The sequence below is a fragment of the Imperialibacter sp. EC-SDR9 genome (genome assembly GCF_902498805.1).
In the GTDB taxonomy this organism is placed as follows: Bacteria; Bacteroidota; Bacteroidia; order Cytophagales; family Cyclobacteriaceae; genus Imperialibacter.
In genome coordinates this window covers 67,743-92,322 of sequence record NZ_LR701587.1, presented here as the reverse complement: position 1 = coordinate 92,322, position 24,580 = coordinate 67,743, and the positions used below count along the sequence as shown (strand labels likewise).

The window sequence follows — 24,580 nt, the reverse complement described above, 5'->3', positions numbered from 1 at the left end:
TGACTATCAGTGTTTTTTGGCCTAAGTTTTGCAGATGTAAAGTTTTTTAAACTTTCACATCTATTTTTTTAACTATGAAAACTTCATCTAAAAGTGGGTGGAAGTGGTTGGCACTACTTTCATCTTTTGCCTCGGCACCTTTATTGACTTTTGGGCAGGATCAACCTGTTGAAATGCGGAATGGCCTTGTGCTAACAGCCGGTATTCCTTCCCTCAGCATTAGCTACGAACGTCAGCTGGCGCACAAAAAAGAGAATCGACGGTTCTATTTGAGAGGGATTGCGGGACAATTCGGTGACCTTATCAATCAGGAATGGACCGGTTACCTGGCTGTGATGCCAGCCTGGGTATTTGGCAACGGAAACAATCACCTCGAAACAGGGGTAGGACTTACATTGGTTTCTCCTTCCAATTCGCCGGAAGTTTGGGCTGCACTCAACCTGGGTTACCGCTACCAGAAGCCCGGCGAAGCGTTGATATTCAGAGCCGGTGGTGGCATTCCGGAAGGCGCATACATTAGCCTCGGTCTTGCATTTTAGCAAGTCAATGAGTTCCAACCTGACCTTTGTCAAGAATCCAAACAAAGACCGGGGATAGAAGTGATAAAATGCCGCAACATTTAGTTTATGGCTTGTTCATATGATATCAGTATTAAATTCTACAACTTTTTTGGACTATGAAAACTTCATCTAAAATCGTTTACAAGTGGCTGCTCGTTCCACTACTTTTTACCCTGCTACCTTTAATGGCAAACAGTCAGGATAGCCAGGATGAGCCACGAAATGGCGTATACCTATCTCCCGGCATTCCGTCTTTCAGCATCGCCTACGAGCGAATGCTAAATCACAAAAAGGAAAACATCAAGCCCTACATTCGATTAATTGGCGGAAGATATCAAGGCTTATTTGACAGTGATTGGCAGAACTATCTTGCAGCTATGCCAACACTGGTATTTGGGTCCGGGAATCACCACGCCGAAGCTGGTATTGGCTTTACAGTTGCTTCGCCCACTCGTGTTCCCAAGCTGTGGGGTGCGCTCAATGTGGGCTATCGGTACCAGAAACCGGATGGCAATTTTCTTTTCAGAGCAGGTATTGGAGCTCCCGAAGGTGGCTATCTTAGCGTTGGTATCGCATTTTAGAGCGGCGTTTTCGCCCACAAGGTTATTTCGCTAAATTTAGGATAGCACCAAGGCTTTGAAGGCTATGAAGGCTATGAACAAAAACTCACAAGTGGACGAATACCTGGCCAAACTGGCCCATCCAATGACCGCTGAAATCGAAAAAGTAAGGGAAATTATTCTCTCCGCACATCCTGGTATAGAGGAAACTATCAAGTGGAACAGCCCGACATTCTTATACAAAGGAAATATGGCCTCCTACTTTATGAATGCTAAGAAGCATGTAAGCCTTATGTTTCACAAAGGAGCATTTATCAGGGACAAATCCGGTCTGCTGGAAGGCGACGGCAAGGAAGGACGAGTGGCCAAGTTTGTGACTATTGATGAAATCATGCATCGCAAGCAAGACCTTGAAAACATAGTCATTGAATGGGTAAGGATGCAGGACAAAAAATAACTGACGACTGCAAAAAAGCTGGGTGAACAATAAAATGCATCAAGAGAAAATACTTCAACTGCAAGCCACCGACCAGGGGTTGATTCAGCAGATTGCTGAGTGGTATTTGGCCGAGTGGGAGATTCCTGTTGAGAGAACAACAAAACGCCTCGAAACACATCCAGGCAATAACGACGTGCTTTTTCAGTTTCTGCTTTTGGTCGGCGACAAACCCGCAGCCACAGGAGGTCTTAGCAACCACGTGGGACTGCTTGAGGCATATCCCCACCTGCAAATTTACAAGCCATGGGTGTCGTTGCTGTACACCACGGAAGATTATAGAAATCAGGGGCTTGGCAGGCAGCTCCTGGAGCGCATCGAGGCCGAAAGTCTCAAATGGGGGTACGAACAATTATACCTGCACACATTTACGGCTGAGTCTTTGTACAAAAGGCTTGGTTGGAAGGAAATTGGACAGGTGGACTATAAGAGTCATAAAACGGCAGTGATGACAAAACAATTGAACCCGACCTAACCTCTGGACGACACCCTGTGCGCCTCAGTCAATAAAATACCAGGCCCGGCAAATCTTGCCATTTTGAATCTGATAGATGCCCATGGCAGAAGAGGAGACTGTTTCGCCTGCTTTGTTCTTGTGGCTCACTACTTCCCTGAAACTAATCCTTTCGCCGTCGATCACATATTGTTCAATGGCCGAGACTGATTTTTTCCCTGTAGAAAAGTAATACTTCATACTTTGCCTGAAATTCTCTTTTCCCTCCACTTCGAGCAAAAGGGTATCAGCTGTGAGTGAAAACCACTTAAAATCGTCGGTAACATTTGCGGTCAGCCGATCAACGTCACCATCGTTGAAAGCTGCCACCTGATCATTGAAAACCCTCAAAAGTTCTTCATTTTGTCCATTTGCAGCCGACACGCATACAAATACGGAGATGCTTAGTAGAATGCTTTTCATGACTTGTTGTCTATATAGTTTTTGAATCCCTCCTCGAAAAGCAGCTTCCAGCCTTCGGTAATTTGTCCCTTTGCTTTCGCTGATACGTCGCCCATCAGCGTATCCGACAAGGTCAGGATGGTCTTACTGCCGTCTTCCTTCAGCGTAATCTTGAGGAACGTAATGGCTGGCCCGCCATAATCCGGCGTAAGGTGCCCCTGCAACTCCAGATGATGGGGAGCGTTGAGCACAATTACTGTGTACCAAAGCAGCCCCTCATCATTTCCATAGTCTTCGTACATCCTCCCTCCCACTTTGGGTTCAAGGATAAACGCTTTTGTTTTTTGGCTGGTGTAGAAGTCCTTTCTCCACCAGAGTCCAACGTCTTTGATCAGGCATTCCCACACGTTGTTAATGCTGGCATCAATCGGCACCTCTAGTCTGATATTGACAGGCTTGGTCGGCTCATTCATAAGTAAGTCGTTAGTTAAATCATCAAAATGCTCTTTGCATTCAGCCAGTTCACGCAACTGAAGCAAATTAGTAGCCCACTGAGCTTCGTACTTTTTCACCCAGCGTTCATAAATCTCCTGCAAGGGAATGGCGTTGATAAAGTTCCAGCGAAACTTCCCCTGCTTCTTCGGTAAGATAAGTTTGGCGTCTTCCAAAACCGAAAGGTGCTTCATTACAGCACACCTTCCAATGGTTTCAAACTCCTCCACGAGTTCGCCCGTTGTCTTTGGTGACTCCCTCACCAAATCCATCAGCCGACGACGGGCAGGGTCAGCAAGGGCTTTCCAGATTTCGGTTTCTTTATCAGTTGCTTGAGTTTCCAAAAGTAGTTTAATATTATGTTACTAAATAGTAACATGTAAACATAATCGAATATCATTTGATATCCAAGCCCGTGAGTGTTGCATTGCATAACCTCAATGTCCACTAAATCACACTTTGCTTTGACTTACCTCCAACTATTTTTTAATCTTATCCTTTATTCCAGAAAGTTGAAGAAATGAAAAAAACACACCCCCTACCTGCTATTCATAAGGCATTCCTGACCATTGGTTCGATGCTGGCAGTCATCAGCCTTTCGGCGCAAACTGTCACCATTCCCATAGAAACCGCCAGCAACGTTATCGTGCTACAAACGGATAGCGAGAGCAGGCTAAGAACTATTTACTTTGGAGAGCCACTGACCAACGAAATCGACTATGCAACCATTTCCAATCTTACCCGGCTGGATGATGACAATATTGGCATCCACAATGCAGCTTATACGCCAGCCGGGACGTGGAACCTTGTGGAGCCGGCCATTCAGGTGAAACATGGCGATGGCAATGCCGCCCTTGAGTTGAAATATGTGACACACAAAAAGGAACGGGTTGACGACAACACTTCGGTCACAAGCATTCAACTAAGAGATCCGAAGTACCCGTTCAATGTAACATTGTTCTACAAAGTCTGGAGAAAAGAAAATGTGGTTGAGCAATGGACAGAGATCAGACACACGGAGAAAAAACCAGTGCTTCTGGAGAAGTATGCCTCAGCCGATCTCTATTTCTCTAACAAAGACTTCTACCTCACTACCTATCAGGGCCAATGGGCAAAAGAAATGCAGCCGACTGAAACTAAATTGGAGCGGGGCATGCGGTCGATAGAGACCAAGCTGGGTGCAAGGGCGATGCTGTTGCAATCACCCAATTTCATTTTATCGTTTGGACAACCAGCTTCGGAAAATGAAGGGCTTGTGATGCTCGGTCAGCTCGCCTGGAGCGGCAACTTTAAGATGGAGTTTGAAGTAGATCCCTATGAAAACCTGCGGTTCATTTCCGGCATCAATCCCTATGCATCTGAGTATTCGCTGGTTCCCAATCAGACATTCAAAACAGCCTCTCTCATCTATGCCGTTTCCAACAACGGCACTGGTGAAGCTAGCCGCAACCTGCACAGCTGGGCAAGAAAATACCGGGTGCTTGATGGCCAGGGAGAGCGTCTAACCTTGCTCAACAACTGGGAGGCCACCTACTTTGACTTTGACGAAGACAAAATCACCTCACTTTTCAAAGATGCCAGGAACCTGGGCGTTGATCTGTTTCTGCTCGACGATGGTTGGTTTGCCAACAAATACCCCCGCAGCAATGACAAAACCGGGCTGGGCGACTGGCAGGAGAATACCAAGAAACTACCTCATGGCATTGGGCATCTGGTAGAGGAGGCAACCAAAGAGGGTGTGAAGTTCGGCATTTGGATAGAGCCTGAAATGGTGAGCCCCAAAAGCGAGCTCTACGAGAACCATCTCGACTGGGTGATCCGGCAGCCGGACAGACCAGAGGTGTACTACCGCAATCAGCTAGTGCTCGACCTGTCGAACCCGGAAGTGCAAGACTTCGTGTATGGCGTAGTTGATGGGCTCTTTACTAAAAACCATGACCTGGCCTTTATCAAGTGGGATTGCAATGCTGTGATCTACAACGCTTACTCAGCCTATCTTAACAAAAAGGGACTTCCCCAGTCGCATCTTTATGTGGAGTACGTGCACGGCCTCTACAAGGTACTGGAACGTATCCGGGCCAAATACCCGAAAGTACCGATGATGCTCTGCTCGGGCGGCGGTGGACGTGGTGATTATGAACTCCTGAAATATTTCACTGAGTTCTGGCCCAGCGACGACACTGATCCCCTGGAAAGAATCTTCATGCAGTGGGACTACTCCTACTTTTTCCCTGCCATCGCCGTCGACAACCACGTAACAGACTGGGGCAAGCAGCCGCTCAAGTTCCGAACGGATGTAGCCAGCATGGGTAAGCTAGGCTTCGACATCGTGGCAGGTGAGCTGAACGAAAAAGACATGCAGTTTGCCAAAGAGGCTGTGGCCAACTACCACGGTTTCAAAGACATTGTGTGGCACGGCGACCAGTATCGCCTGATGAACCCACATGAAAATGACATGGCCTCCATCATGTATGTGAAGCCTGACAAAACCAGAGCGATCATTTTCAACTATTTGGTCAACTACCGCCAGCGGCTCCAAACCAGTGTGGAGCCCATCAAGCTCAACGGCCTGGACCCAAACAAAAAGTATCAGGTGAAAGAGATCAACCTGTATCCGGGCGCCAGATCCTGGCTCAACCCGGAAAATGCGTATTCGGGTGACTTTCTGATGAAAGTGGGCTTCAATCCGCTGGTGAACCTGAACCGAACAAGCGTGGTACTGGAGGTGAATGAGGTGAGGTAGGGCATTATTGGTCTGCGAAGAAATCGCAGGTCTTGCACCTCGTCGTTGCAAACTGGGGCTGTCAGTTAATTTACAATCCGTTTACACTGTTTTTACACATGATGCTGCATTGGTCCTGTTACTTATAATAATTTTGGGCATAGAGAAAAAACACGAAAACCAGTGCCTGCAATCATAGCGATAGTACTCTTCTTTTTTGCCATGTCTGTACAACCTGACGACGACAACAAAGGCATCATCTACTTTTCTACAGACAAAGGAGCTACCTGGAGAAACACTAGCAAAGGTATACCCAGCGACCTGGGAATCACAGATATTGCTACTGGAGACAACCTTCTTGGTGTGTCGACAAAGCAGAAGGGTATTTTCTTTTTTGACTTCCAAAACGAACAGTGGTATCCGCTTCCGGCAACCCCGTCTTCAACAGCCAGCATCGATGCCCTCTATTTTTTGCGTGGGAAAATATTCGCTGGCAGCCAGTATGAAGGAGTTTTTGTTTCCACAGACAAAGGAAACACATGGACTCGCATCAACAATGGCTTGAGCAGTTTGACCATCCGAAGGCTTTTGGCTGTTGAAAACAGACTCTATGCAGGCACCAACGAAGGGCTGTTTGTTCTGAACGAAATCACAAATAGTTGGGGGCTGGTGTATGGCGAGAAAATGTTACAAGTCAATGCCATGAAAGAGTTAGGCAGTGACTTTTACATTGGCACCAATCGGGGAATCTACAAAGCCGATAAAAAAGAGGGATTATGGAGAAAAGTGATGAAGGACCGCTCCCTGCACAACATAAGCGCAGCTGGAACCAACATTTACGCCCTTGCCTACAACGAGTTATTTGTATCGCCCGACAAAGGCAACTCGTGGCTGAGCGCCCAGGTGGGGCTACCAAAGGGCTTGTACTCCTTCAGCCTGGTAGAAATGGATAACACGGCGGTTCTAGGGCAATGGGATGGCGCTTATGTTAAAGACAGCCTCCTTGGCTGGAAGCCTTCGAATAATGGACTGCCCGAAAAATTCCCGGTAACAGAGCTGGCTACTTTTGGTGACATTCTTGTTGCCGCAAGCTCCGGTTGGTCGGAAAACTAAGTAAGCTTCAACATCTAGCGACTTCCTTTCCTTTGCGACAACAGCCATCCAGGTAATGCCTCCTCTTTATCAACGTTTTCCCAGCTATTGTGCTTCACACCAGGATAGCTGGTAAACCTTGCATTCTTTCCCCCCAGCTTTACGATTTCATCGTACACTTGCTTTGAGTACCGCATCAAGACAATATCGTCTTCTTCGCCATGGAAAATCCACAAGGGGATATCCAGCAAGTTGCTAACGGCCTCCTCACTACCACCCCCACAAACCACATAGGCGGCGGCAAACTTGCCCGGCTCTTTTTGGAGAACTGAGAGGGTGCCAAATCCACCCATGGAAATACCATAGATATAGAGGCGATTCACATCTATTGGATAAACTTTGATAAGAGAGTCTATCAGCGCCAGGGTTTTGGCAGTGGCCTCGGTATGCCCCTCAGTCCAGGTATTGCCCCAGCCCTGGTCAGCTACCGTGCATTTGGGAGTGAGCACAAACATGGGTTGCTTGTTTTGAATCGCAGGCTGGTACCATTTACTGTCTCTGGAAACAGTGTCGTTGGCACCGTGCAGATACACCAGTAAAGGATAGCGCTTTTGCGATTCGTAATTGGCTGGTATAAAGAATCCGTATCTGAGGTCATTGAAATAACCTTCTCCGTAGTTTTTATATTTTTCGGAAGGATGTTGGGCGGCAGCTTCGTGGAATGCCGAAGTAACCAGGCAGATAAGGAAGCTGACGCAGCAAAAGTGGTATATTGATTTGAATGGCTTCTTCATTGACGTTAAATTTGAGTTATCTCAGATAGTTGTGAGTGCCTATTTCTCTAAACAGCCGCAGCGAGTGATCGTCCATGCGCCTCCAAAGCCGAATCCCTTTGCCTTCCGTTCGGCCCTGCATATCGTTGTTGGTCCACCGTACCCGAAACATGTCATACTCGAGTACATAGCCATCGAGGTAGCGGGAGTCGTAAGTAAATACTGCCACCGAATCGATTTTCACCTGCCCTCTTCCGCTGTAGGCAATCAGATAAGGCTTGATTTCTGCCATTCCCGTAACGGTCGGTTCAGCAAAGGGCTTGAAAGAGCCATCTTCAGTAAAGTAATTGGATCTGAATTCGCCGTCACGGGTTTGCACTCCCTTTTCCATCATTGAATTATAAGCCCGGAGTTCGAAGGGATACTCTACGCCCAGTCTCGTTCCATTGTGTTGTTGGTTCCATTCCACTTCTTCGAAGGTGACCGTGAGCGGCTCTGGATTGGCTACGTGATGAAAAAAGCCAAACGCTTCCCCCTCAATTTTCAAGCTGCCGTCCGGTTGCCTTTGCCATACATGCCAGTATTTTCCATGCTGATTAATTATTGTATCCGTCACCGCTGCCCTGTATGATTTGTCCAGCAACCCTATTTCAATTATAAGATTGTCTATATCGAAAATCTCTTCGGTGGTCTTGGTAAAGGAAACGATGTCCTGTCGACGAAATATTATAGAATAAAATGCTTCGATTTGATGCAGACCATCGAGCGTAGGCTGATATTCGGGCATCGAAATAGCGTCAGAATTATAAAATAAAAGAAAGGCATGCAGATTATCGGTAATCTCCGCTTTAACCATTTCGCTTGTCAGGGACTGGATCTGTTCTTTGCTGGTCTTCGGTGTATCCTCAACTCCCTGACGGTTCGAACAAGAGGCAAACAGAGCGGCCGACAATAACAGGTAAGAGAATGTAGTCTTTTTCATTGGATAACTGTCTACGCATCGTTTTGAATGCATTGAAGGTAGCCTGGTCGCCAATAATGAAGAAATTAGATTGACGACGTGCAGTGTCAGCTATATGACAGGCAGCAATTTGGTTACATGCCGTTTTTATTTTTTCCAAAGCTTGTCATTTACCACCCTTTCGAGCACCTGCTCCCGGTAATTGCGACTGATGGGAATTCGGAAGTTGTCAATAATGATTTCGTTGTTTTCGATGGATTGAATTTTGGGAATAGAGACGATAAAGGACTTGTGAACCCTGAGAAAGGACTGCCTATCAAGGTTTTCCTCGACGTTCTTGAGGTACAGCAGCGTGATGAATTTACCCTTGGTCGTAAAAATGGTCACATAGTTCTGAAGGGCTTGCACATAAAGAATGTCGTCGAAGTAAATGCGCTCGAACTTACTGTCACATTTGATAAAAAAATGATCGGGGCTCTGGACGGCAATGCCACCCTCGGGCACCGCTGGTTTGCCCCGGAGCAGCTGGTGTTCCTTCGCTTTCGTAGCCGCTTTAAAAAATCTACCGAAGGTAATCGGCTTAAGCAGGTAGTCGAGCACATCGAGTTGATAACCATCAAGGGCGTAGCTGGGGTACGCCGTGGTGATAACTACCATGGGAGGGTTTTTGGCCATTTTCAGAAAATCGATACCGTTGATAACAGGCGTCTGTATATCCAGAAACACCAGATCGATTTTATGGGCGCTCATCATTTTGTCGAGCTCAAGCGGGTTGTTCCCTTCACCGGCGAGGTCCATAAAATCCACCTGGTTCACATACCCGGTAATACATTCCCTGGCAAGAGGCTCATCGTCAATAACCACACATTTGAGAGGCGTCATCCTTTTTGTTATTAACCTAACCAATAGCTGCTACAAGCTTACCTGGCAGCACCGTTTCTGTTTTCTCTACAAGCTCCGCAGTCAGATCTATCTTCAACGACACTTTGAACTCATCATTCCCTTTATCGATGCTCAAACTGTAGCTGTCGGGGTAAACAAGATCAAGCCGCCTTTGCACATTTTTCAATCCCAATCCGCCAAAAGATACCGCCTCCTTGGCCCTGGCCTGCTCGGGCTCCACACTGTTAGCAATGCTGAAGTTGAGAAGGTAATCACTCAGTGAAAGCTGCATGCGAATCCAGTTGGGACGGCCCTCTTGTTGACTTACATGCTTGAACGCATTTTCAACAAAGGGCATCAGCACGAAAGGAGCAATCATGGCATTTCCTCCGAGGTCCCTTTCAAAGTCAAGCTGCAAGTCGAATTTCCCGACATCAAGCCTAAGCCTGGCCAGTTCAATAAAGTTGTCGAGGTAGGCAAGCTCCTGCCCCAACGGTATCCTATGCTCATTGCATTCGTAAAGCTGATAACGCAAAAGCTCTGAAAACTTAGCCAACGACTCCGACGCCACATCAGGGTTCTTTTTGATCAGTACAAAAATGGAGTTGATCGTATTGAACAGGAAATGAGGATTGAACTGTGATTTGAGAAACTTCAATTCTGTTTCCAGCTTCTCCTTTTCAAGCTCTTGTTGCCTCCTTTTGTCTCTGATCCAGTTTTTGGCAAGCTTCACACTCATGCCCAGGGTGGTGCTGGCAACTGTCGAGGGCATGGTGTTTCTTTTGAAGAAGTAAAAGGGATCCGTCGATTCTATATTGAACAGCTTCTGCACCGTGGTGTCGTACGCCCACGCATTGACAAAATACCCAAAATTAACAGCCATCGCCGCCAGCACCACCGTGACCGCCAGCGAAACGAAATAGACGGCATACCTCCCCTTTTCAAAGTAACGAGGCATCAGAAAATACAGGTTAAAATAAACCGCAATCGCCTGAAAAATGACGTAAAAGGAAAACTTTACTCCAAAAGGAGCATACAAAATACTATGAGCAACATCCTGCACACTGCCCGTGAGCAATGTCCACCATGCACAGTGGTAAGCGAACCAAAAGGGCAAATGGTAGATTTTGTACTTGAAGAACCAGGCGTATTTTGATTGATCGGCTAACAACTGACTTTGAATATGGAAGGTTAAGGATCAGAGTTACAACTAAATTAACGTGAGTTCGATATAAAAATGTCGTCATTCCGGAAAATATTGGCCTAAAATAAAAATGGGCTAATATTTATCCCAGGCGGGCAGCCCGGAATCTCAAATGTTTTGAGGCGGAGATTGCGGATAATTTTCTTCAGATGAGAAAAATATCTGAAGAAAATTTCCGCAATGACGCCCTTTGGTGATGTTTTGCTACATTTTTATATCGAACGAACCCACGTTAAATTACGTAAAAATCGCCTGAATGACCTCGCTACTACCTAAGCAGCCTTGAATACTTGACAACATGTTACAAAAAATTGACGTCCTGCACTTTTTGCTCTCTCCCGCAACAAAACAGCCACTATCGACATGACGTCAAAAATAGCCAACCTCTTGGCAAGTAAATTTTAACACACCACATCCCCTCATTTGTTTGCAGGCAGGTCAAACAAATATCAAGGGTGTTTATGAAAAAAATGATTGCCACTGCCGTGGCGCTGCACATTTCGGTCACAGCATTTTGTCAGCTTTCCGGTAAACTAATTGATGCGAATGAGGAAGGAATTCCCTTTGCTAACGTATTGCTGCTCCACACCGCTGACTCCAGCCTGATCAAGGGAGCGGTGTCCGATGAGTCTGGAAAATTCAATGTAGGTGGCATACCCCGAGGGCAATACTTTCTCCGCTTCAGCGCCGTGGGATTTAAAACACTCGAAACTCAGCCGATTGACATTGGCAACCGAGAAGCTCTCAACCTCGGCGCCATCACGTTGTTAACCGACGATGTTCAGCTTGAATATGTTGTTGTCAGAGCCGAAAAACCACTTTATCAGCAGGAAACGGATCGAACAATTGTGAATGTTGAGAGCAGTATCATGACAAAAGGTAGCTCGGCTCTTCAGGTACTGGAACGGTCGCCGGGTGTGATAGTAGACCGGCGGGATAACAACATTTCCTTTTACGGAAAAAGCGGCGTCACCATCATGCTCAATGGCAAGCTGATGAGGTTACCGGTCGCCCAAGTCGTTCAAATGCTGAATGGCATGAGCGCCAACAATATTGAAAAGATTGAGCTTATCACCAGCCCACCAGCCCGCTACGACGCAGAGGGTAACGCCGGCATTATCAATATCGTTTTGAAGAAAAACAGTACTGTGGGAACCCACGGCTCAGTTTCGGCTACGGCCGGGTATGGATGGGCGGAAAAAGCCACTAGCACCCTGGACCTGTCTCACGGAACAGGCCGCACCAATTTTTACGGCAATTACACCTTCTCGCACGACAACTCGCATAGCAATTGGTTCGCCACCGGAGGACAAAACATGCCAGCTATTGGCGGTAAACTGGCCGTAGACTTTCTCAGTTCCAGCGACCGGCTTGACAACAATCACAACCTGACCGGAGGTTTTGACACCCACCTGGGCACGACCACTCTCAGAGGAAACATTGCCTACAACAACAGTAAATCAACCTTCAACACGTCGAACGAAGCAACCTACCGCTTATTGCCAGATTCAATCATCCGAATGCAGCTAAGGGCAGTAAGCAAAAATAATTGGGAGAGCACAGTCGCCAATCTATTTCTGGAAAAGGAATTGTCGGATCGGCAAAAGCTAAACGCCGACCTGGATTACCTTGCCTACCGAAACAATTCTCCTATTGACGCTTCCGCCGTCTTTTACGACAGTGCGGGCATAGAGGTAATCCCTCCAGCGGCAGCATTCTCTTCTCAGCAAAAAGGCCGTTCGAGTACTCCTATAGAGGTTGTTGTCGCCAAAACAGATTATACAAATCAATTCAATTCTACCTTCAAACTGGAAGGAGGAGCAAAGGCTACCCATACCTACAATACCAGCAATTCGTCCATTGAAACGCTGAGAGAGGATGCGCTGCAGGATACCGCCCAGCAAGCCAACTGTATCGATATGAAAGAAACCATCGGGGCTATCTACTTGTCGTTTCATTGGCAACCAAATGAAGCCAACTCGCTGCAAGCTGGGCTCAGATACGAATATTCAGACACCCGTATTGACGCCGACCGTGAAGAAAACAGGGTTCGCAGGAAAATAAGCAAATTCTTCCCCACCTTCTTCTATTCCAGACACCTTGGCCATGATACCGAGGTGCAGCTCTCGTTCAACAAAAGGATCAGCCGCCCTTCGTACAACGACCTGGCCTCCAGCCTGCGCTACAACGACCCGTCCTCAGTTTTCACAGGCAATCCGGCACTTCGCCCAACAATTACAACCAACCTGAAGGCAGGGGTTGTCTACCAGGGATACACTTTTTCAGCATTACTGAGCCACGACGAATTCCCTATCGCCAGGTATCAACTGCTGGAAAACACCCAAAGGGATCTCATGTTCGTGCAGCCAGTAAACCTTTCTTATCAGGACAATATGACCTTTCAGGCCACGCTGCCGTTTAAAATAGCCGATTGGTGGACTACCAACCTCACCATGCTGGGAGGCTGGCGTAAATTTCAGTTGCTCCACACCGACGAAAAGCTGGTTAAAACTTATGCCACGTGGTCGGTCAATGGCTCACAAACCTTCTCCCTCAAGCGGGGTTATGCTGTCGAGCTTTCGGGCTGGTACAACGCCCAATCCTACGATGGCTCAAAAAAGGTTGCGGGGTTCGGAATGCTCAATCTGGGTTTAAGCAAAGCATTTGACAACAATAGCACTCTCCAGCTAAGTGTTACCGACTTGCTGAAAACGATGAAAATAAGATCAGGTTTTGGTGCCATCACAAGGGAGGCTTATGATCTCACGAGCGTTGTGCTGTATCGATCAGAATCTGCCTGGAAACGGATTGTTAAAGTCACTTACACCTGGTCGTTTGGTGGTGATGCCGGGTTGCGGCAAAGAAACACCAGCGCTGACGAAGAACGAAACCGGATAAGAAGGTAAGCTGTTCGCAACAAAACTTTAACTAAAGCATTGAGCATTTTTCCGGCCGTTGTGGCATATTGTGTGCCCAAGAGCACATGGAAAAAAAGCCAGACGAAAATAAGGTTGCAACGAGCAGCAAACCCTTTGAAGACTTCAAGGGGGAAAGCAGGCCCGGCGGGGTTGCTCTCGACAAGTACCTGTCGGCGGAGCAGTCGGGCACCGGGGAAACTAGCGGCTCTAAAACCATCGTCGTGCTGGGTTCTCACAGGTACTACAACCTGTTCAGTGCGCAGCTGGTGCGTGGTGGCCTCACCCAGAACAGAGAGCTGAAAAATCCGCTCACTGTGCTCAATCCACTTGACAGCATGTGGCAATCGCAAAATCCGGAAGTACTCAGGTTTTATGCGGCCATTGCCCGTTTTCAGGCATTTTATGAGCCCACCCTCACTGACCTTGAAGCCATCCGGGCCATCGTGAGCAATCCCCTGCACTACTCCTTTTACCAGCACGATGCTTCGGTTTCGGAAAAGGTGAGTGCTAAGTCAGTGTCCAAAATCGCTTTACGTGAAGCCGACGTCCGGGTGCTGGTCAGGATTTCGATGGAAAATGATGTCTACCACGTAAGAGCCGAGGTGTATATCGAAGGAGCCTTCACTCCGGCTGCCAGGGTGGCTGTTAGGTTCGATAGGTTCGTCACTATTGACGAGCAGTGGTTGATGGCAGAAAAAACTGACGCCTTAAAAGTGCTGTCGTACTTCAGGAAATACGAAGACGGTCTGCGCCTGCCTCATGGAGAGTTTGTTCGCTTTCAGAAAGATGTGCTCTCTCAAATGGAAAACCACGTTGAGGTAGTGCACGAATACATGGAAACAGCCAGGGCAACGACGGAAGATGAGAGCCAGTCCACCCGGCTGATCTACCTGTCCGACTTCGGCGACTATATTGTGATTGACCCCGTGGTAAGATATGGAAAGACTGAAATACCGGTGCTTACCACCAAACAAATCTACATCGAAGATTTAAAGGGAGAGCCCGCAATGCTGGAGCGGGACACTGAAATGGAAGAGGCGTTTCTTTCCCGCCTCATCCGACAGCACCCGCATTTTAAAGAGCAGGTAAACAATCCCCTACTCTATTTTTACATACACAAAACCAGGTTTGTACAAAACGGCTGGTTTCTGAAGGCCTACGAAGAATGGAAGGCGGAAGGGCTGGAAGTGCTTGGCTTCAGCCAGCTCAAAGGGATCGACGTCAACCCCGAGCCAGTCAATATTTCAATACAGGTCAGCAGCGGACTCAATTGGTTCAATGCCCGGATAGAAGCAAAGTTTGGCAGAAAGAAAGCATCACTCAAGCAAATCCACAAGGCCGTAAAGAACCAGAACCGATACGTAACGCTGGGCGACGGGACACTAGGGGTGATTCCCGAAGAATGGCTGCAAAAGTTCGAAGGCTACTTTGCGGCAGGTACCATTGTCGACGACGTGGTGCAGGTGCCAAAAATCAACTTCGAATCTGTTAATCAGCTTTTTGAAAGGTTTATGCTGGACGAAGAAACCCAGCAGGAAGTAAGCGGCTACCGGCAGAAGCTCTCAAGCATTGGCAAGATCACGCCGGCAAAGCCTTCAACTGCTCTCAAAGCCACATTAAGACCCTATCAGCTTCAGGGTCTGACGTGGCTCAATGTCCTCGATGAGTTCAACTTCGGTGGTTGCCTGGCTGACGACATGGGGCTGGGAAAAACCATCCAGATCATTGCCTTTATCCTGGCTTTGAAAGAAAAGCATGGCTCCTCCACCCATATTCTTGTGGCCCCTACCTCGGTGATTCACAACTGGCACAATGAAATCGAGCGCTTTGCCCCCACCCTGAAAACCGTCTCGTTCCATGGCCCTCACCGGCTTCGGATAATTCCAAAATTCAAAGACTATGACCTCGTCATCACCACTTACCATACGCTCGTCAATGACATTACCTACCTGAGAAAGTACCAGTTTCACTACGCCTTTCTCGATGAGTCGCACAACATTAAGAACCTGGCTTCGCAGCGCAACAAGGCCGCCCGCATGCTGAAGTCAAAAAACAGGGTCATTCTTACAGGCACACCACTCGAAAACCACAGCTTCGATTTGTACGCCCAATTATCGTTTGCTTGCCCAGGGCTGCTTGGCTCCCGCACCTACTTTCGCAACACCTATGCCATGGCCATCGACAAATTCCAGCATAAACACAGCATTCTCGACTTACAGCAGCGCATCAGCCCTTTCATACTCCGCCGGACTAAGAAAGAAGTGGCAACAGAGCTACCTGAAAAAACAGAAATGGTACTCTACTGCGACATGGAAGCCGAGCAACGAAAAACCTACGATGCCCGTGAGAAAGAACTTCGGGATCTGATTGAATCAACCAACAATGAACAGTTGCTGAAAACACCCATGTACGCCCTCAGAGGCATTACCCAGCTTCGTCAGATTTGTAACTCGCCTTTGCTGCTTGGCGAGGAAAAAGAATATGGAGACAGTTCAGCGAAAATTGACACGCTAATGGAACAGCTCCGCAATATCACAGGTGACCATAAGGTGCTGGTGTTCTCGCAGTTTGTTTCGATGTTGAACCTGATCGAGAAAGAACTTGCCAAAGAGCACATTGGCTACACCATGCTCACAGGCAGCACGACCAACCGGGAGGAAGTGGTAAGCCAGTTTCAGAACGACGTACATGCAAGGGTATTTCTGATCAGCCTGAAAGCAGGCGGCACCGGCCTCAACCTCACCGAAGCCGACTATGTGTTTCTGGTCGACCCGTGGTGGAACCCGGCAGTAGAAGACCAGGCCATTGACCGCAGCTACCGCATTGGGCAGGACAAACGGGTAATTGCGATTCGGCTGATTTGCAGAAACACCGTGGAAGAGAAAATACAGCAGTTGCAACAAACCAAAGCAAAGCTAGCCAGCGATCTGGTGAAGGAAGGCAATGGCTTCCTTCAGTCGATGACGAAGGGAGACTGGCTTGGCTTACTGCAAAATCCCAGCCCTTAACTGCATTAAACATCGTGGTTCCCACAATTCTGCCTTGTTTGGAGCATGAAAAAACTCTTACTCATCGCTTTATCGATTGGCGGCTTTCAATTGCAGGCGCAGCAATTTGACTATCTCCCAACAGCCGCAAATCCTTATGGGTTACCGGATCCTAAGGCTCCGAAAGAAATCAGGGACTTTAAAGAATTAATTGGATCGTGCGATTGTAAGTCAGTCAGCCGCATTGATCAAAACACCTGGGCCGACACAGTTCAGATGACCTGGGTGTTTAAATACATCATGAATGGACTGGCCGTGCAGGACGAAACCATTAAAGCAGACGGGCTTCATTCCGGTAGCATCAGGCAGTATAGCACCGACAGTGCCAGATGGAATGTTCATTACTACTCCACCGTCGCCACTCCCTCATTGCGTGCCTGGTACGGCAACAGAAAAGAAGATAAAATCATTTTGTATAGTGAGCAGCCATCGCCCCAGGGCAATCCAGGCTTCTATAGGCTGACTTTTTCTGACATCAGCGACAAAGGATATAACTGGGTGGGGGAATGGGTGGACAAGAGCGAATCGTTTTCATATCCAACCTGGAAGATATTTTGCGAAAAGAAAATTTAGACCATTACCAATGACGCCATGCTGCTAACAGGGCTCTTCTATTTAGTAGCACCAACAATTCTCATTTCCCTTGTGGTATTTCGCTGGCACCGCAACATGCTGATTTGGTTGTTAAATACCCTTGCCTTCGGATTGGCTATCTTGCTCCTATGGGCTCAGCAAGGCAGGGGCTGGTTAGCACTTACCTCAGAACTATTTTAAATGGAAAGGGAATGCCTTTCACCATAAACGGAAGATTTTTGGTGAGAGGAAGTATATTGGAAACAAAGTGAGACTTAAGACTTAGAAGAATAGTGCCAAGTCCTTCCCGTTTTACACTGACCACAATCATTGTCATTTCATGTCGCTCGTCATGGTCTTACATTTCCAAGGCTACTAGTTTTAGTAAAAGAGACAGAGACTATGAGATACTTTCTGGCGATAATCATCTTGCTTCATGGAGCCATTCATCTTGCTGGCTTCAGGGTCAATACACCTGCTGTCTCTTCCAATTTCGTCAAGTCGCCAGGTGTCTTCTGGCTGGCGATGGCGGTCATGTGGTCAGTTACCTCTGGGTTACTCTTCTCAAACTGGCTCTACTGGTGGGTATTTGGTATGACGTCTGTTTTTTTCTCTCAAATTCTAATCTTCAAATACTGGAAAGATGCGAAGTATGGAACCATTGTGAATGTGGTGATTCTACCCTGGTTATTCTTGAGCCTTGCTGCATCAAATTTCGAAGATCAATATAAAAGAGACATAAAGGAAGGTATGGCCTCGTTAACACCAGCACCCCAAGAGACCTTGAGCAACACTGACATTGAGGGCCTACCCTTGCCGGTTCAAAAATATATCAGGTATTCCGGGGCAATTGGAAAACCTAAGGTGACTCATTTCAAAGTAGCGTTCGAAGGTGTGCTGAGGGAAAGTGATACAGCTGATTGGATGTCATTCCACTCGGAACAAACAAATTTTATGAACACGCCAACTCGTTTGTTTTTTTTAAATGCCACCATGAAGCACCTGCCTGTGGCCGGCTATCATCGGTATACAAACGGTGAGGCTTTCATGGATATCCGTCTGATATCAATGATCAGGGTGGCCTATGAAACAGGATGGGAAATGGGCGTTTCCGAAACAGTTACCTTCTTCAATGATATGTGCGTGATGGCACCAGCCACACTTATCGACAGCCGGGTAAAATGGCTGGCAGTTAAGGGAAACCATGTTCAGGCGTCTTTCACCACTGACGATATCACCGTTTCCGCATGGCTGTATTTTAATGAAGATGGACAACTGATCAACTTCATATCCGACGATCGGTATGCCCGTGAGGAGGATGGCTCTATGGAAAGGCGACAATGGTCAACGCCATTGAAAGACTATCAGGATTTTAATGGTCACAGAGTGGCAGCTTATGCTGATGCGGTTTACCAGTATCCCAACAAAGAGTTTTGCTATGGAAACTTTCGCACCATCAATGTAGAATATAACCCAACAAAGCGATGAAGCTCAACAAACAATGGCACCTCGCCAACCCAATGCCAACAAAACCAACATTTGAACAGCGGGCGGCATGGCATCTCGAACATATTAAAAACTGCCCCTGCCGTGGCTTCCCCGCCAGGCTGGCCGAAGAGATGAAACGAAAGGGGATTGAAGTTAAATAACTTAAATCCCCATGGAAGCAATTTACATAGCTTACACTATTTCAAATGTCGTGGGCTTGTTCTTCTTGCTAGTGGCGATAAAATGGCCCAAACTGGCCCGATTGCTATTCGTTTTATTATTTGCCGGGGCAAGCTGGTTCAATTACTTTACCTGTCACACTACTCCGGAAGCCTACCTGATGTACGCAGAACCATCTGTGTTGGAGTGTTACAAGGTTTTCATCACAGGATGGTTCAGTCAACACATTACTGCAGTTGTCAGCATTATCGCTATTGGTCAGGCAATGATTGCTATCGGCATGCTACTTAACAACTGGTGGATAAAGTTGGCAAGTTCAGGCATCATCTTGTTTCTCGCATGTATTGCACCATTTGGCATCTACTCAGCCTTTCCATTCTCTGTCACCGTATCTTTATCTGCTTGGTTTATTCTGAAAAAGGATAATTTGGATTATCTCTGGAAATTTCGGTCTCCGGGCACTTCTCCAAATAGCGGTTGAAAAAATTGAAGCTTTGCTGTTTAAGGAGGTAGATTGTGTAATTTAAGTGCAAAAAACAACGCCTGTTTATGCTCATTGGTCGCCTCGCCTTCTTAGTTCTTGCATGTATCTCCCTCGCTCCGGCAGCTGCACAATCCCACCTCCTGACAGAGCCTCCTCACCCACCCAAACCGGCCGCAGACTGGCTGCTGGACAATTCAGCTTTCAAAGCAGAAATATATCAGGGGCAGTCGCCGAAAGAAATCGCTCTTTCCAACGGCCTCATCCGGCGAACCTTTCGCCTGGCTCCCAACGCAGCCACGGTAGGCCTCGACAACCTGATGACAGGCGAGAGCCTTCTGCGAGGCGTAAAACCAGAGGCTGAAATCACCATTGACGGCATTCCCTACACAGTGGGTGGCCTCAAAGGTCAGCCAAACTATGCTTACCTGCGCACGGAATGGATCGACCAGCTGACCAATGATCAAGCTTCTCTGCAATTTACCGGCTATGAGGTAAGCGAGCCCAAAGCACCTTTTGAATGGAAGCAGTTCCGACATCATGCGGCAAACCTCGACTGGCCTCCGAAAGGCGTGCATCTCCGAATGGATTACCGCATGCCCTTACCTGAGGAGCTGGTTCAATCGGGAAAGTCGTTGCCCAGCGACTATGGTAGAAAGCAATTGATGGCAACTGATTTCAAAGCGCTGGATGCAGCATGGAAAACGACTGTTTCGAAGGCTCACTCCAGAAGCTCTTTTATCAACGAAGGAAAAGTCGGCGAAATCTACACACCGCAGAACACCGGTGTTGCTGTAGAACGAAGTCTCACGGGAGATGTGCGTCTGGTGGAGACAACGATTGACCCGGGTACAGACCAAAGTGGTGACTGGGCACCCGGTCTGGCCCTGATTTACCCTGACCGAATTATTAAATTTTCTTTGACACCCGGCGGTCATGTTAACGACCAGGGAAGGTCACTATTCTCTGTTTGGGATGGTGAGAAACAGACCAAGACGGCTGGCGAAAGAGTCAACCCTGAGTTTAGCGGTGCAGTCAGCTTGCGCATCAGATGGGATATGTCGGGTATCTATTGTGAAGCCAAACTTCCCAACGAAACGTGGCGATTGGTAGAGAAGCTGGCACCGCAAAAGGGAAAACCTACAAGCGTCCGAATTGGAAAGATGGATGCCAAAGGGCAGGCAACAGACAATAAAGATGACTTAGGAGAGTTGGTGAGACTGCATGTCACCCACTTTGCTGCCTACGGCGACTACAACCAAACGGCTACTGACGCTGCCCCAAAAGAAGCCAGCCAGGCCATCAAAGTATCGGTACACTACGAGCTCTACGACGGCATTCCCGTGATGGCGAAATGGATCACCATTGACAATCAATCCAAATCCGCAGTCACGCTGGATCGGTTCACCAGCGAAATTATTGCTGCTGTGGAGGATGGCTCAGCAGTCGAAGCACGAAAATACCTACCACATACACCCAATATCCATGTGGAAACAGACATGGCCTTTGCCAGCTTCGATGCGGACGATGCCAACCATCATGTGGTGCACTGGGGCCCCGATCAGGAATATAATACCCAGGTCAACTACCTCAAGCTGACGCCCTGCCTGTTGAAGGTGAGTCCGGAAGTCGGGCCAGGTCAGTTGATCGCACCAGGCAAGAGCTTCACTTCTTTCCGCACCTTCGTTATGCCGTTCGACAGTTACGACAGAGAGCGAAAAGGCCTTGCACAGCGAAAAATGTACCGGACACTGGCGCCATGGACGACAGAGAATCCTCTGATGATGCACGCCCGCTTTGCAGACTGGGATCGGGTGAAAGTGGCTATTGATCAGGCAGCTGAGGTCGGGTTTGAAATGGTGATCCTGACGTTCGGCAGCGGCTTCGATATTGAAAACAACAGCCCGGAATACCTGGCCGAAATGAAAAAGTATGCCGACTATGCCAAAAGTAAAGGCGTGGAAATTGGCGGCTATTCTCTGCTCGCTTCCAGAAAAATCGGCAACGGGCAAGATGTGGTGATGCCTGAGGGAATGACACCGACCTTTGGTAACTCCCCCTGCATTGGCAGTGAGTGGGGAGAGGCCTACTTCCAAAAACTCTACAACTTCTACCAGCAAACCGGGTTCACCTTGTTGGAGCACGACGGCTCCTATCCTGGCGATGTCTGCACTTCTCACGATCATCCTGGCCATCGTGGCTACGAGGATTCGCAATGGAACCAATACCAGGTGATCTCTGAGTTCTACCAATGGTGCCGCAGCCAGGGCATTTATCTCAATGTGCCCGACTATTATTACCTCGCCGGGTCTAACAAATTGGGGATGGGCTACCGGGAGGTCAACTGGAGCCTTCCCCGTGCTCAGCAGCTCGTCCACACCCGACAAAACATTTACGACGGTTCATGGACCAAGCAGTCAGCGATGGGCTGGATGTTTGTGCCGCTGACGGAGTACCATGGCGGTGGAGCCGCTGCCACCATCGAACCGATGAATGAACACCTTGATCATTATGAGGGCATGATCACCAGCAACCTTGGCGGCGGCGTGCAAGCCTGCTACCGTGGCCCCAGGCTCTATGACACGGAGGAAACCAAAGTCATGGTAAAAGGCTGGGTGGACTGGTACAAAGCGCATCGCAGTGTGCTGGAGGGAGACATTATCCACATGCGGCGGCCCGATGGACGGGACATCGACTACTGGCTGAATGTGAACCCAGGTGGTGAGGAAAAAGGGCTGCTGTCGGTTTACAATCCATTGGACGTGCCCGTCAAGAAAGAGATTTATGTGCCTTTGTATTATACAGGCTTGTCACAAAAGGCGGTTGTCAGCGAAAGGGATGGAGTGGCCAAGACTTATGATCTCGACAGGGAGTATGGCATCAGGTTGGAAGTGGATGTCCCGGCGAATGGGTATGTGTGGTATTTGATAAAATAGAAAATGGTTTTAAAAAGAACATAATTGAGCAATAAAGGCTGTTCTCTGTAATCAACATCATCACAGTTAACAAATCTTGTGTTATCTTAGCAATAGGTATGATAGAAACGCAAAGGAAATATTCACTTAAGAAAATCCACTTCCAAAACTTCAAGGGAATTAAGGAAATTAGTCTTGATGGCCTTCCAGAAGGTGCACCTTGGATTTTCCTTACTGGAGAAAACGGTTTTGGGAAAACTTCCATTTTACAGGCAATTGCTTCTTCACTTGCGGGATGGGAAGAGCATATTTCCTCTTTTAAGATCAATCAAATTGAGTTCTCTATTGAATCTGAGCTTTTTGGATCCTCGGAGAAGTGGGGGATTGCGAACGAAAATATATCTGGAAATTTATTTCTTTCTAAAGAAAGATGGTCGTCTGCCGATTTCAGATATCTAGCATGCTATGGATCTTCACGGCTTGACACATATATCGAAAGCTCTCACGTAAAATCATCACCCACAATTAGCCTTTATTCTTCACAGTCACTTTTAGAAAATATTGAATACCAATTCACTAGGTGGTATTCCAAACAAGAAGATTCTGAATTCAAGGCAAAATATACTTCCGTCAAAAAACTACTTATTGATCTGTTGGGACTGAAAGACATTGAGGTTGATTTCAAAACTGACAAGGTCTTATATATTGAACAAGACAATGAAGGAAATCCTTACGAGAAAATGTCCTTACAGGAATTGGCCTCTGGCTACCGGAGTATTATTTCCATGGTTGGAGATATGGTATTAAAGCTCTTCAAACGTCAGCCTGAAGTACACACACCATCGGAGCTTAAGGGAATCGTGATAATTGATGAGCTTGACCTTCATTTCCACCCTAAATGGCAAAAAAAACTTCCTAGTCTTTTAACTAAGATATTTCCAGGCATACAGTTTATATCATCCACACACAGTCCGATTCCGCTCTTGGGGGCACCAGTTGGAAGTGTTTTCTTGAAAGTTAATAGGAACACCTCCGACGGAATTACGCTTGAAAGACTAGAAGAGTTTGAAAGCCAGATGAAAGACTTTTTGCCTAACGCCATCCTAACATCTCCAATTTTTGGTCTTCAGGATATATTCCCAACCTCTCATACTGGAAAATCAAGAATACGAACGGAAGACTCCTTCAATGAAATTGTTGTTAACAAAGAGCTTCAAAAAAGGCTCAAAAAGTTCAAAGGCTCTTCTCTGGAGGAAGATTTACTAAAATCGTTATCTGAAAAGAATAAATGATAGGTAACCGAAGAAGGTTTTTATACCAACCCCCTCTTCCACTAACAAACGCCAATAATGAGTGGGAAGAAATTGCCAGAACTGGCAATTCAGAAAAAATTTCCACTAGTATTTACAATGCTACGCAAACAATAAATGGAAAAAAGACTTACATCGTAAGGGATTTGCTAAAGAAAATCTATTACAACAAATGCGTGTATTGCGAGTCAATCGAATTTAAACCCGAAATTGAGCATTACCGACCGAAGAAAAGCGTCACTGGCGTCAAGAGCCACCCTGGCTATTACTGGTTGTGTTATGAATGGACTAATTTGATTCCATCATGCAGATACTGTAACACGGAAGGCGGCAAAGGAAATAAATTCCCTGTAATCGGACACCGGGTTCATTTGCCAATCTTCGACAGCGGCTCTCTTGAAAAAACGTCGTGTAGAGCCGACTCACAATACCTTCTTGGTGAGCAGCCGTATTTACTGCACCCTGACATAGATAGGCCAGAAAATTGCTTTTCATTTGACAATAAGGGGAAAATAAAAGGTGTCGATCCAATCAAAAGAGGATCAAACACTATCTCAATTTGCAACTTGAATCGAGACAACTTGAAGTATCGAAGGCAAAGCATAGTTGATAGAATCGTTGTTAGAATAAACGATGCTTTTACTGTATACTTTATGATAGATCAGTCTGAGCCTCACCTAAATGCGGCACTACATCAAGTTTTCCAGGAAATGAAAGACAACTGCAATCCCGAGAAGCCATTCTCACTTCTCAGCATTTTTGCATTCAATAATTTCGGCCTTGTTATAACACCGTTGTTGGCTACTACTATTCAAAAGACATTTACAAACAATGCCTTCGACGAGTTTCTTATTACCTATCAACTTTAGTCTTTGGCCCCACAGTGAGAAAGCGTTCCAGATAACCGAATTGAAATAAGCTAACTGTTGTAATTGGAAGTCTGATCGTAGACGGCCACAACTTTCCCCCACTTTATCCCTCCATATTTTCTGACATTCATTACCTTTGAATCCGTAATCATTTTTAAGACC

General features: G+C 47.0%; 21 protein-coding genes. 15 read left to right on the top strand and 6 right to left on the bottom strand.

Annotated features, from left to right (window positions below):
- Nucleotides 1-74 precede the first annotated feature (74 nt).
- From GC130_RS15565 to GC130_RS15550, 4 genes are all read left to right on the top strand, one after another.
- Nucleotides 75-539, top strand: coding sequence for a hypothetical protein (locus GC130_RS15565; protein WP_151999256.1), 465 nt, complete (start codon nt 75-77; stop codon nt 537-539).
- 137 nt (nt 540-676) lie between these two features.
- Complete coding sequence (locus GC130_RS15560; protein ID WP_151999255.1) at nt 677-1,141, top strand: hypothetical protein; 465 nt, start codon at nt 677-679, stop codon at nt 1,139-1,141.
- Between the two features lie 73 nt (nt 1,142-1,214).
- Nucleotides 1,215-1,577 carry a DUF1801 domain-containing protein gene (locus GC130_RS15555; protein ID WP_193217877.1) on the top strand — a complete coding sequence of 121 codons (363 nt, stop codon included), beginning with the start codon at nt 1,215-1,217 and terminating at the stop codon, nt 1,575-1,577.
- 34 nt (nt 1,578-1,611) lie between these two features.
- Nucleotides 1,612-2,091 carry a GNAT family N-acetyltransferase gene (locus tag GC130_RS15550; protein WP_151999253.1) on the top strand — a complete coding sequence of 160 codons (480 nt, stop codon included), beginning with the start codon at nt 1,612-1,614 and terminating at the stop codon, nt 2,089-2,091.
- A 24-nt stretch (nt 2,092-2,115) separates the two neighbouring features.
- Here GC130_RS15550 and GC130_RS15545 read toward each other — a convergent pair whose 3' ends face one another.
- Nucleotides 2,116-2,532: a nuclear transport factor 2 family protein gene (locus GC130_RS15545; protein ID WP_151999252.1), complete on the bottom strand. Its 417-nt coding sequence runs from the start codon at nt 2,530-2,532 to the stop codon at nt 2,116-2,118.
- Nucleotides 2,529-3,347, bottom strand: coding sequence for a helix-turn-helix domain-containing protein (locus tag GC130_RS15540; RefSeq protein WP_201568357.1), 819 nt, complete (start codon nt 3,345-3,347; stop codon nt 2,529-2,531). The genes GC130_RS15545 and GC130_RS15540 overlap by 4 nt, the downstream gene beginning before the upstream one ends.
- Nucleotides 3,348-3,523: 176 nt before the next feature.
- Here GC130_RS15540 and GC130_RS15535 point away from each other — a divergent pair, with 176 nt between their 5' ends.
- Nucleotides 3,524-5,746: an alpha-galactosidase gene (locus tag GC130_RS15535; protein WP_151999251.1), complete on the top strand. Its 2,223-nt coding sequence runs from the start codon at nt 3,524-3,526 to the stop codon at nt 5,744-5,746.
- Between the two features lie 162 nt (nt 5,747-5,908).
- Nucleotides 5,909-6,838, top strand: a complete 930-nt coding sequence (locus GC130_RS15530; protein WP_151999250.1) for a hypothetical protein — start codon at nt 5,909-5,911, stop codon at nt 6,836-6,838.
- 14 nt (nt 6,839-6,852) lie between these two features.
- On the opposite strand, the gene GC130_RS15525 is transcribed toward GC130_RS15530, so the two are convergent.
- From GC130_RS15525 to GC130_RS15510, 4 genes are all read right to left on the bottom strand, one after another.
- Nucleotides 6,853-7,611, bottom strand: coding sequence for a prolyl oligopeptidase family serine peptidase (locus tag GC130_RS15525; RefSeq protein ID WP_151999249.1), 759 nt, complete (start codon nt 7,609-7,611; stop codon nt 6,853-6,855).
- A 16-nt stretch (nt 7,612-7,627) separates the two neighbouring features.
- Entirely contained in the window at nt 7,628-8,572 is a 945-nt protein-coding gene (locus GC130_RS15520) for a hypothetical protein (RefSeq protein WP_151999248.1), read from the bottom strand.
- Nucleotides 8,573-8,698: 126 nt separating this feature from the next.
- On the bottom strand, nt 8,699-9,433 hold the full coding sequence (locus GC130_RS15515; RefSeq protein WP_151999247.1) for a LytTR family DNA-binding domain-containing protein: 735 nt from the start codon (nt 9,431-9,433) through the stop codon (nt 8,699-8,701).
- Between the two features lie 16 nt (nt 9,434-9,449).
- Nucleotides 9,450-10,550 (bottom strand): sensor histidine kinase, encoded by a 1,101-nt coding sequence (locus tag GC130_RS15510; RefSeq protein ID WP_226940511.1) that lies wholly within the window; start codon nt 10,548-10,550, stop codon nt 9,450-9,452.
- Nucleotides 10,551-11,098: 548 nt separating this feature from the next.
- Here GC130_RS15510 and GC130_RS15505 point away from each other — a divergent pair.
- From GC130_RS15505 to GC130_RS15470, 9 genes are all read left to right on the top strand, one after another.
- Nucleotides 11,099-13,543 (top strand): outer membrane beta-barrel protein, encoded by a 2,445-nt coding sequence (locus tag GC130_RS15505; protein ID WP_151999245.1) that lies wholly within the window; start codon nt 11,099-11,101, stop codon nt 13,541-13,543.
- Nucleotides 13,544-13,620: 77 nt separating this feature from the next.
- The gene (locus GC130_RS15500) at nt 13,621-16,563 is read left to right on the top strand and encodes a DEAD/DEAH box helicase (RefSeq protein WP_151999244.1); all 2,943 of its coding nucleotides are present in this window, start codon (nt 13,621-13,623) and stop codon (nt 16,561-16,563) included.
- Between the two features lie 45 nt (nt 16,564-16,608).
- Nucleotides 16,609-17,175 (top strand): hypothetical protein, encoded by a 567-nt coding sequence (locus GC130_RS15495; RefSeq protein ID WP_151999243.1) that lies wholly within the window; start codon nt 16,609-16,611, stop codon nt 17,173-17,175.
- 402 nt (nt 17,176-17,577) lie between these two features.
- A complete protein-coding gene (locus tag GC130_RS15490) occupies nt 17,578-18,663 on the top strand; it encodes a DUF6544 family protein (RefSeq protein WP_151999242.1) in 1,086 nt (361 codons plus the stop codon).
- Nucleotides 18,660-18,824, top strand: coding sequence for a hypothetical protein (locus tag GC130_RS28625; RefSeq protein ID WP_193217876.1), 165 nt, complete (start codon nt 18,660-18,662; stop codon nt 18,822-18,824). Before GC130_RS15490 ends, GC130_RS28625 begins: the two co-directional genes overlap by 4 nt.
- 11 nt (nt 18,825-18,835) lie before the next feature.
- A complete protein-coding gene (locus GC130_RS15485; protein ID WP_151999241.1) occupies nt 18,836-19,324 on the top strand; it encodes a hypothetical protein in 489 nt (162 codons plus the stop codon).
- Nucleotides 19,325-19,392: 68 nt separating this feature from the next.
- Nucleotides 19,393-22,260 (top strand): hypothetical protein, encoded by a 2,868-nt coding sequence (locus GC130_RS15480; RefSeq protein WP_151999240.1) that lies wholly within the window; start codon nt 19,393-19,395, stop codon nt 22,258-22,260.
- A gap of 98 nt (nt 22,261-22,358) precedes the next feature.
- Nucleotides 22,359-23,531, top strand: a complete 1,173-nt coding sequence (locus tag GC130_RS15475) for an AAA family ATPase (protein ID WP_151999239.1) — start codon at nt 22,359-22,361, stop codon at nt 23,529-23,531.
- Nucleotides 23,528-24,418, top strand: coding sequence for a hypothetical protein (locus GC130_RS15470; RefSeq protein ID WP_151999238.1), 891 nt, complete (start codon nt 23,528-23,530; stop codon nt 24,416-24,418). The genes GC130_RS15475 and GC130_RS15470 overlap by 4 nt, the downstream gene beginning before the upstream one ends.
- Nucleotides 24,419-24,580: the final 162 nt, after the last annotated feature.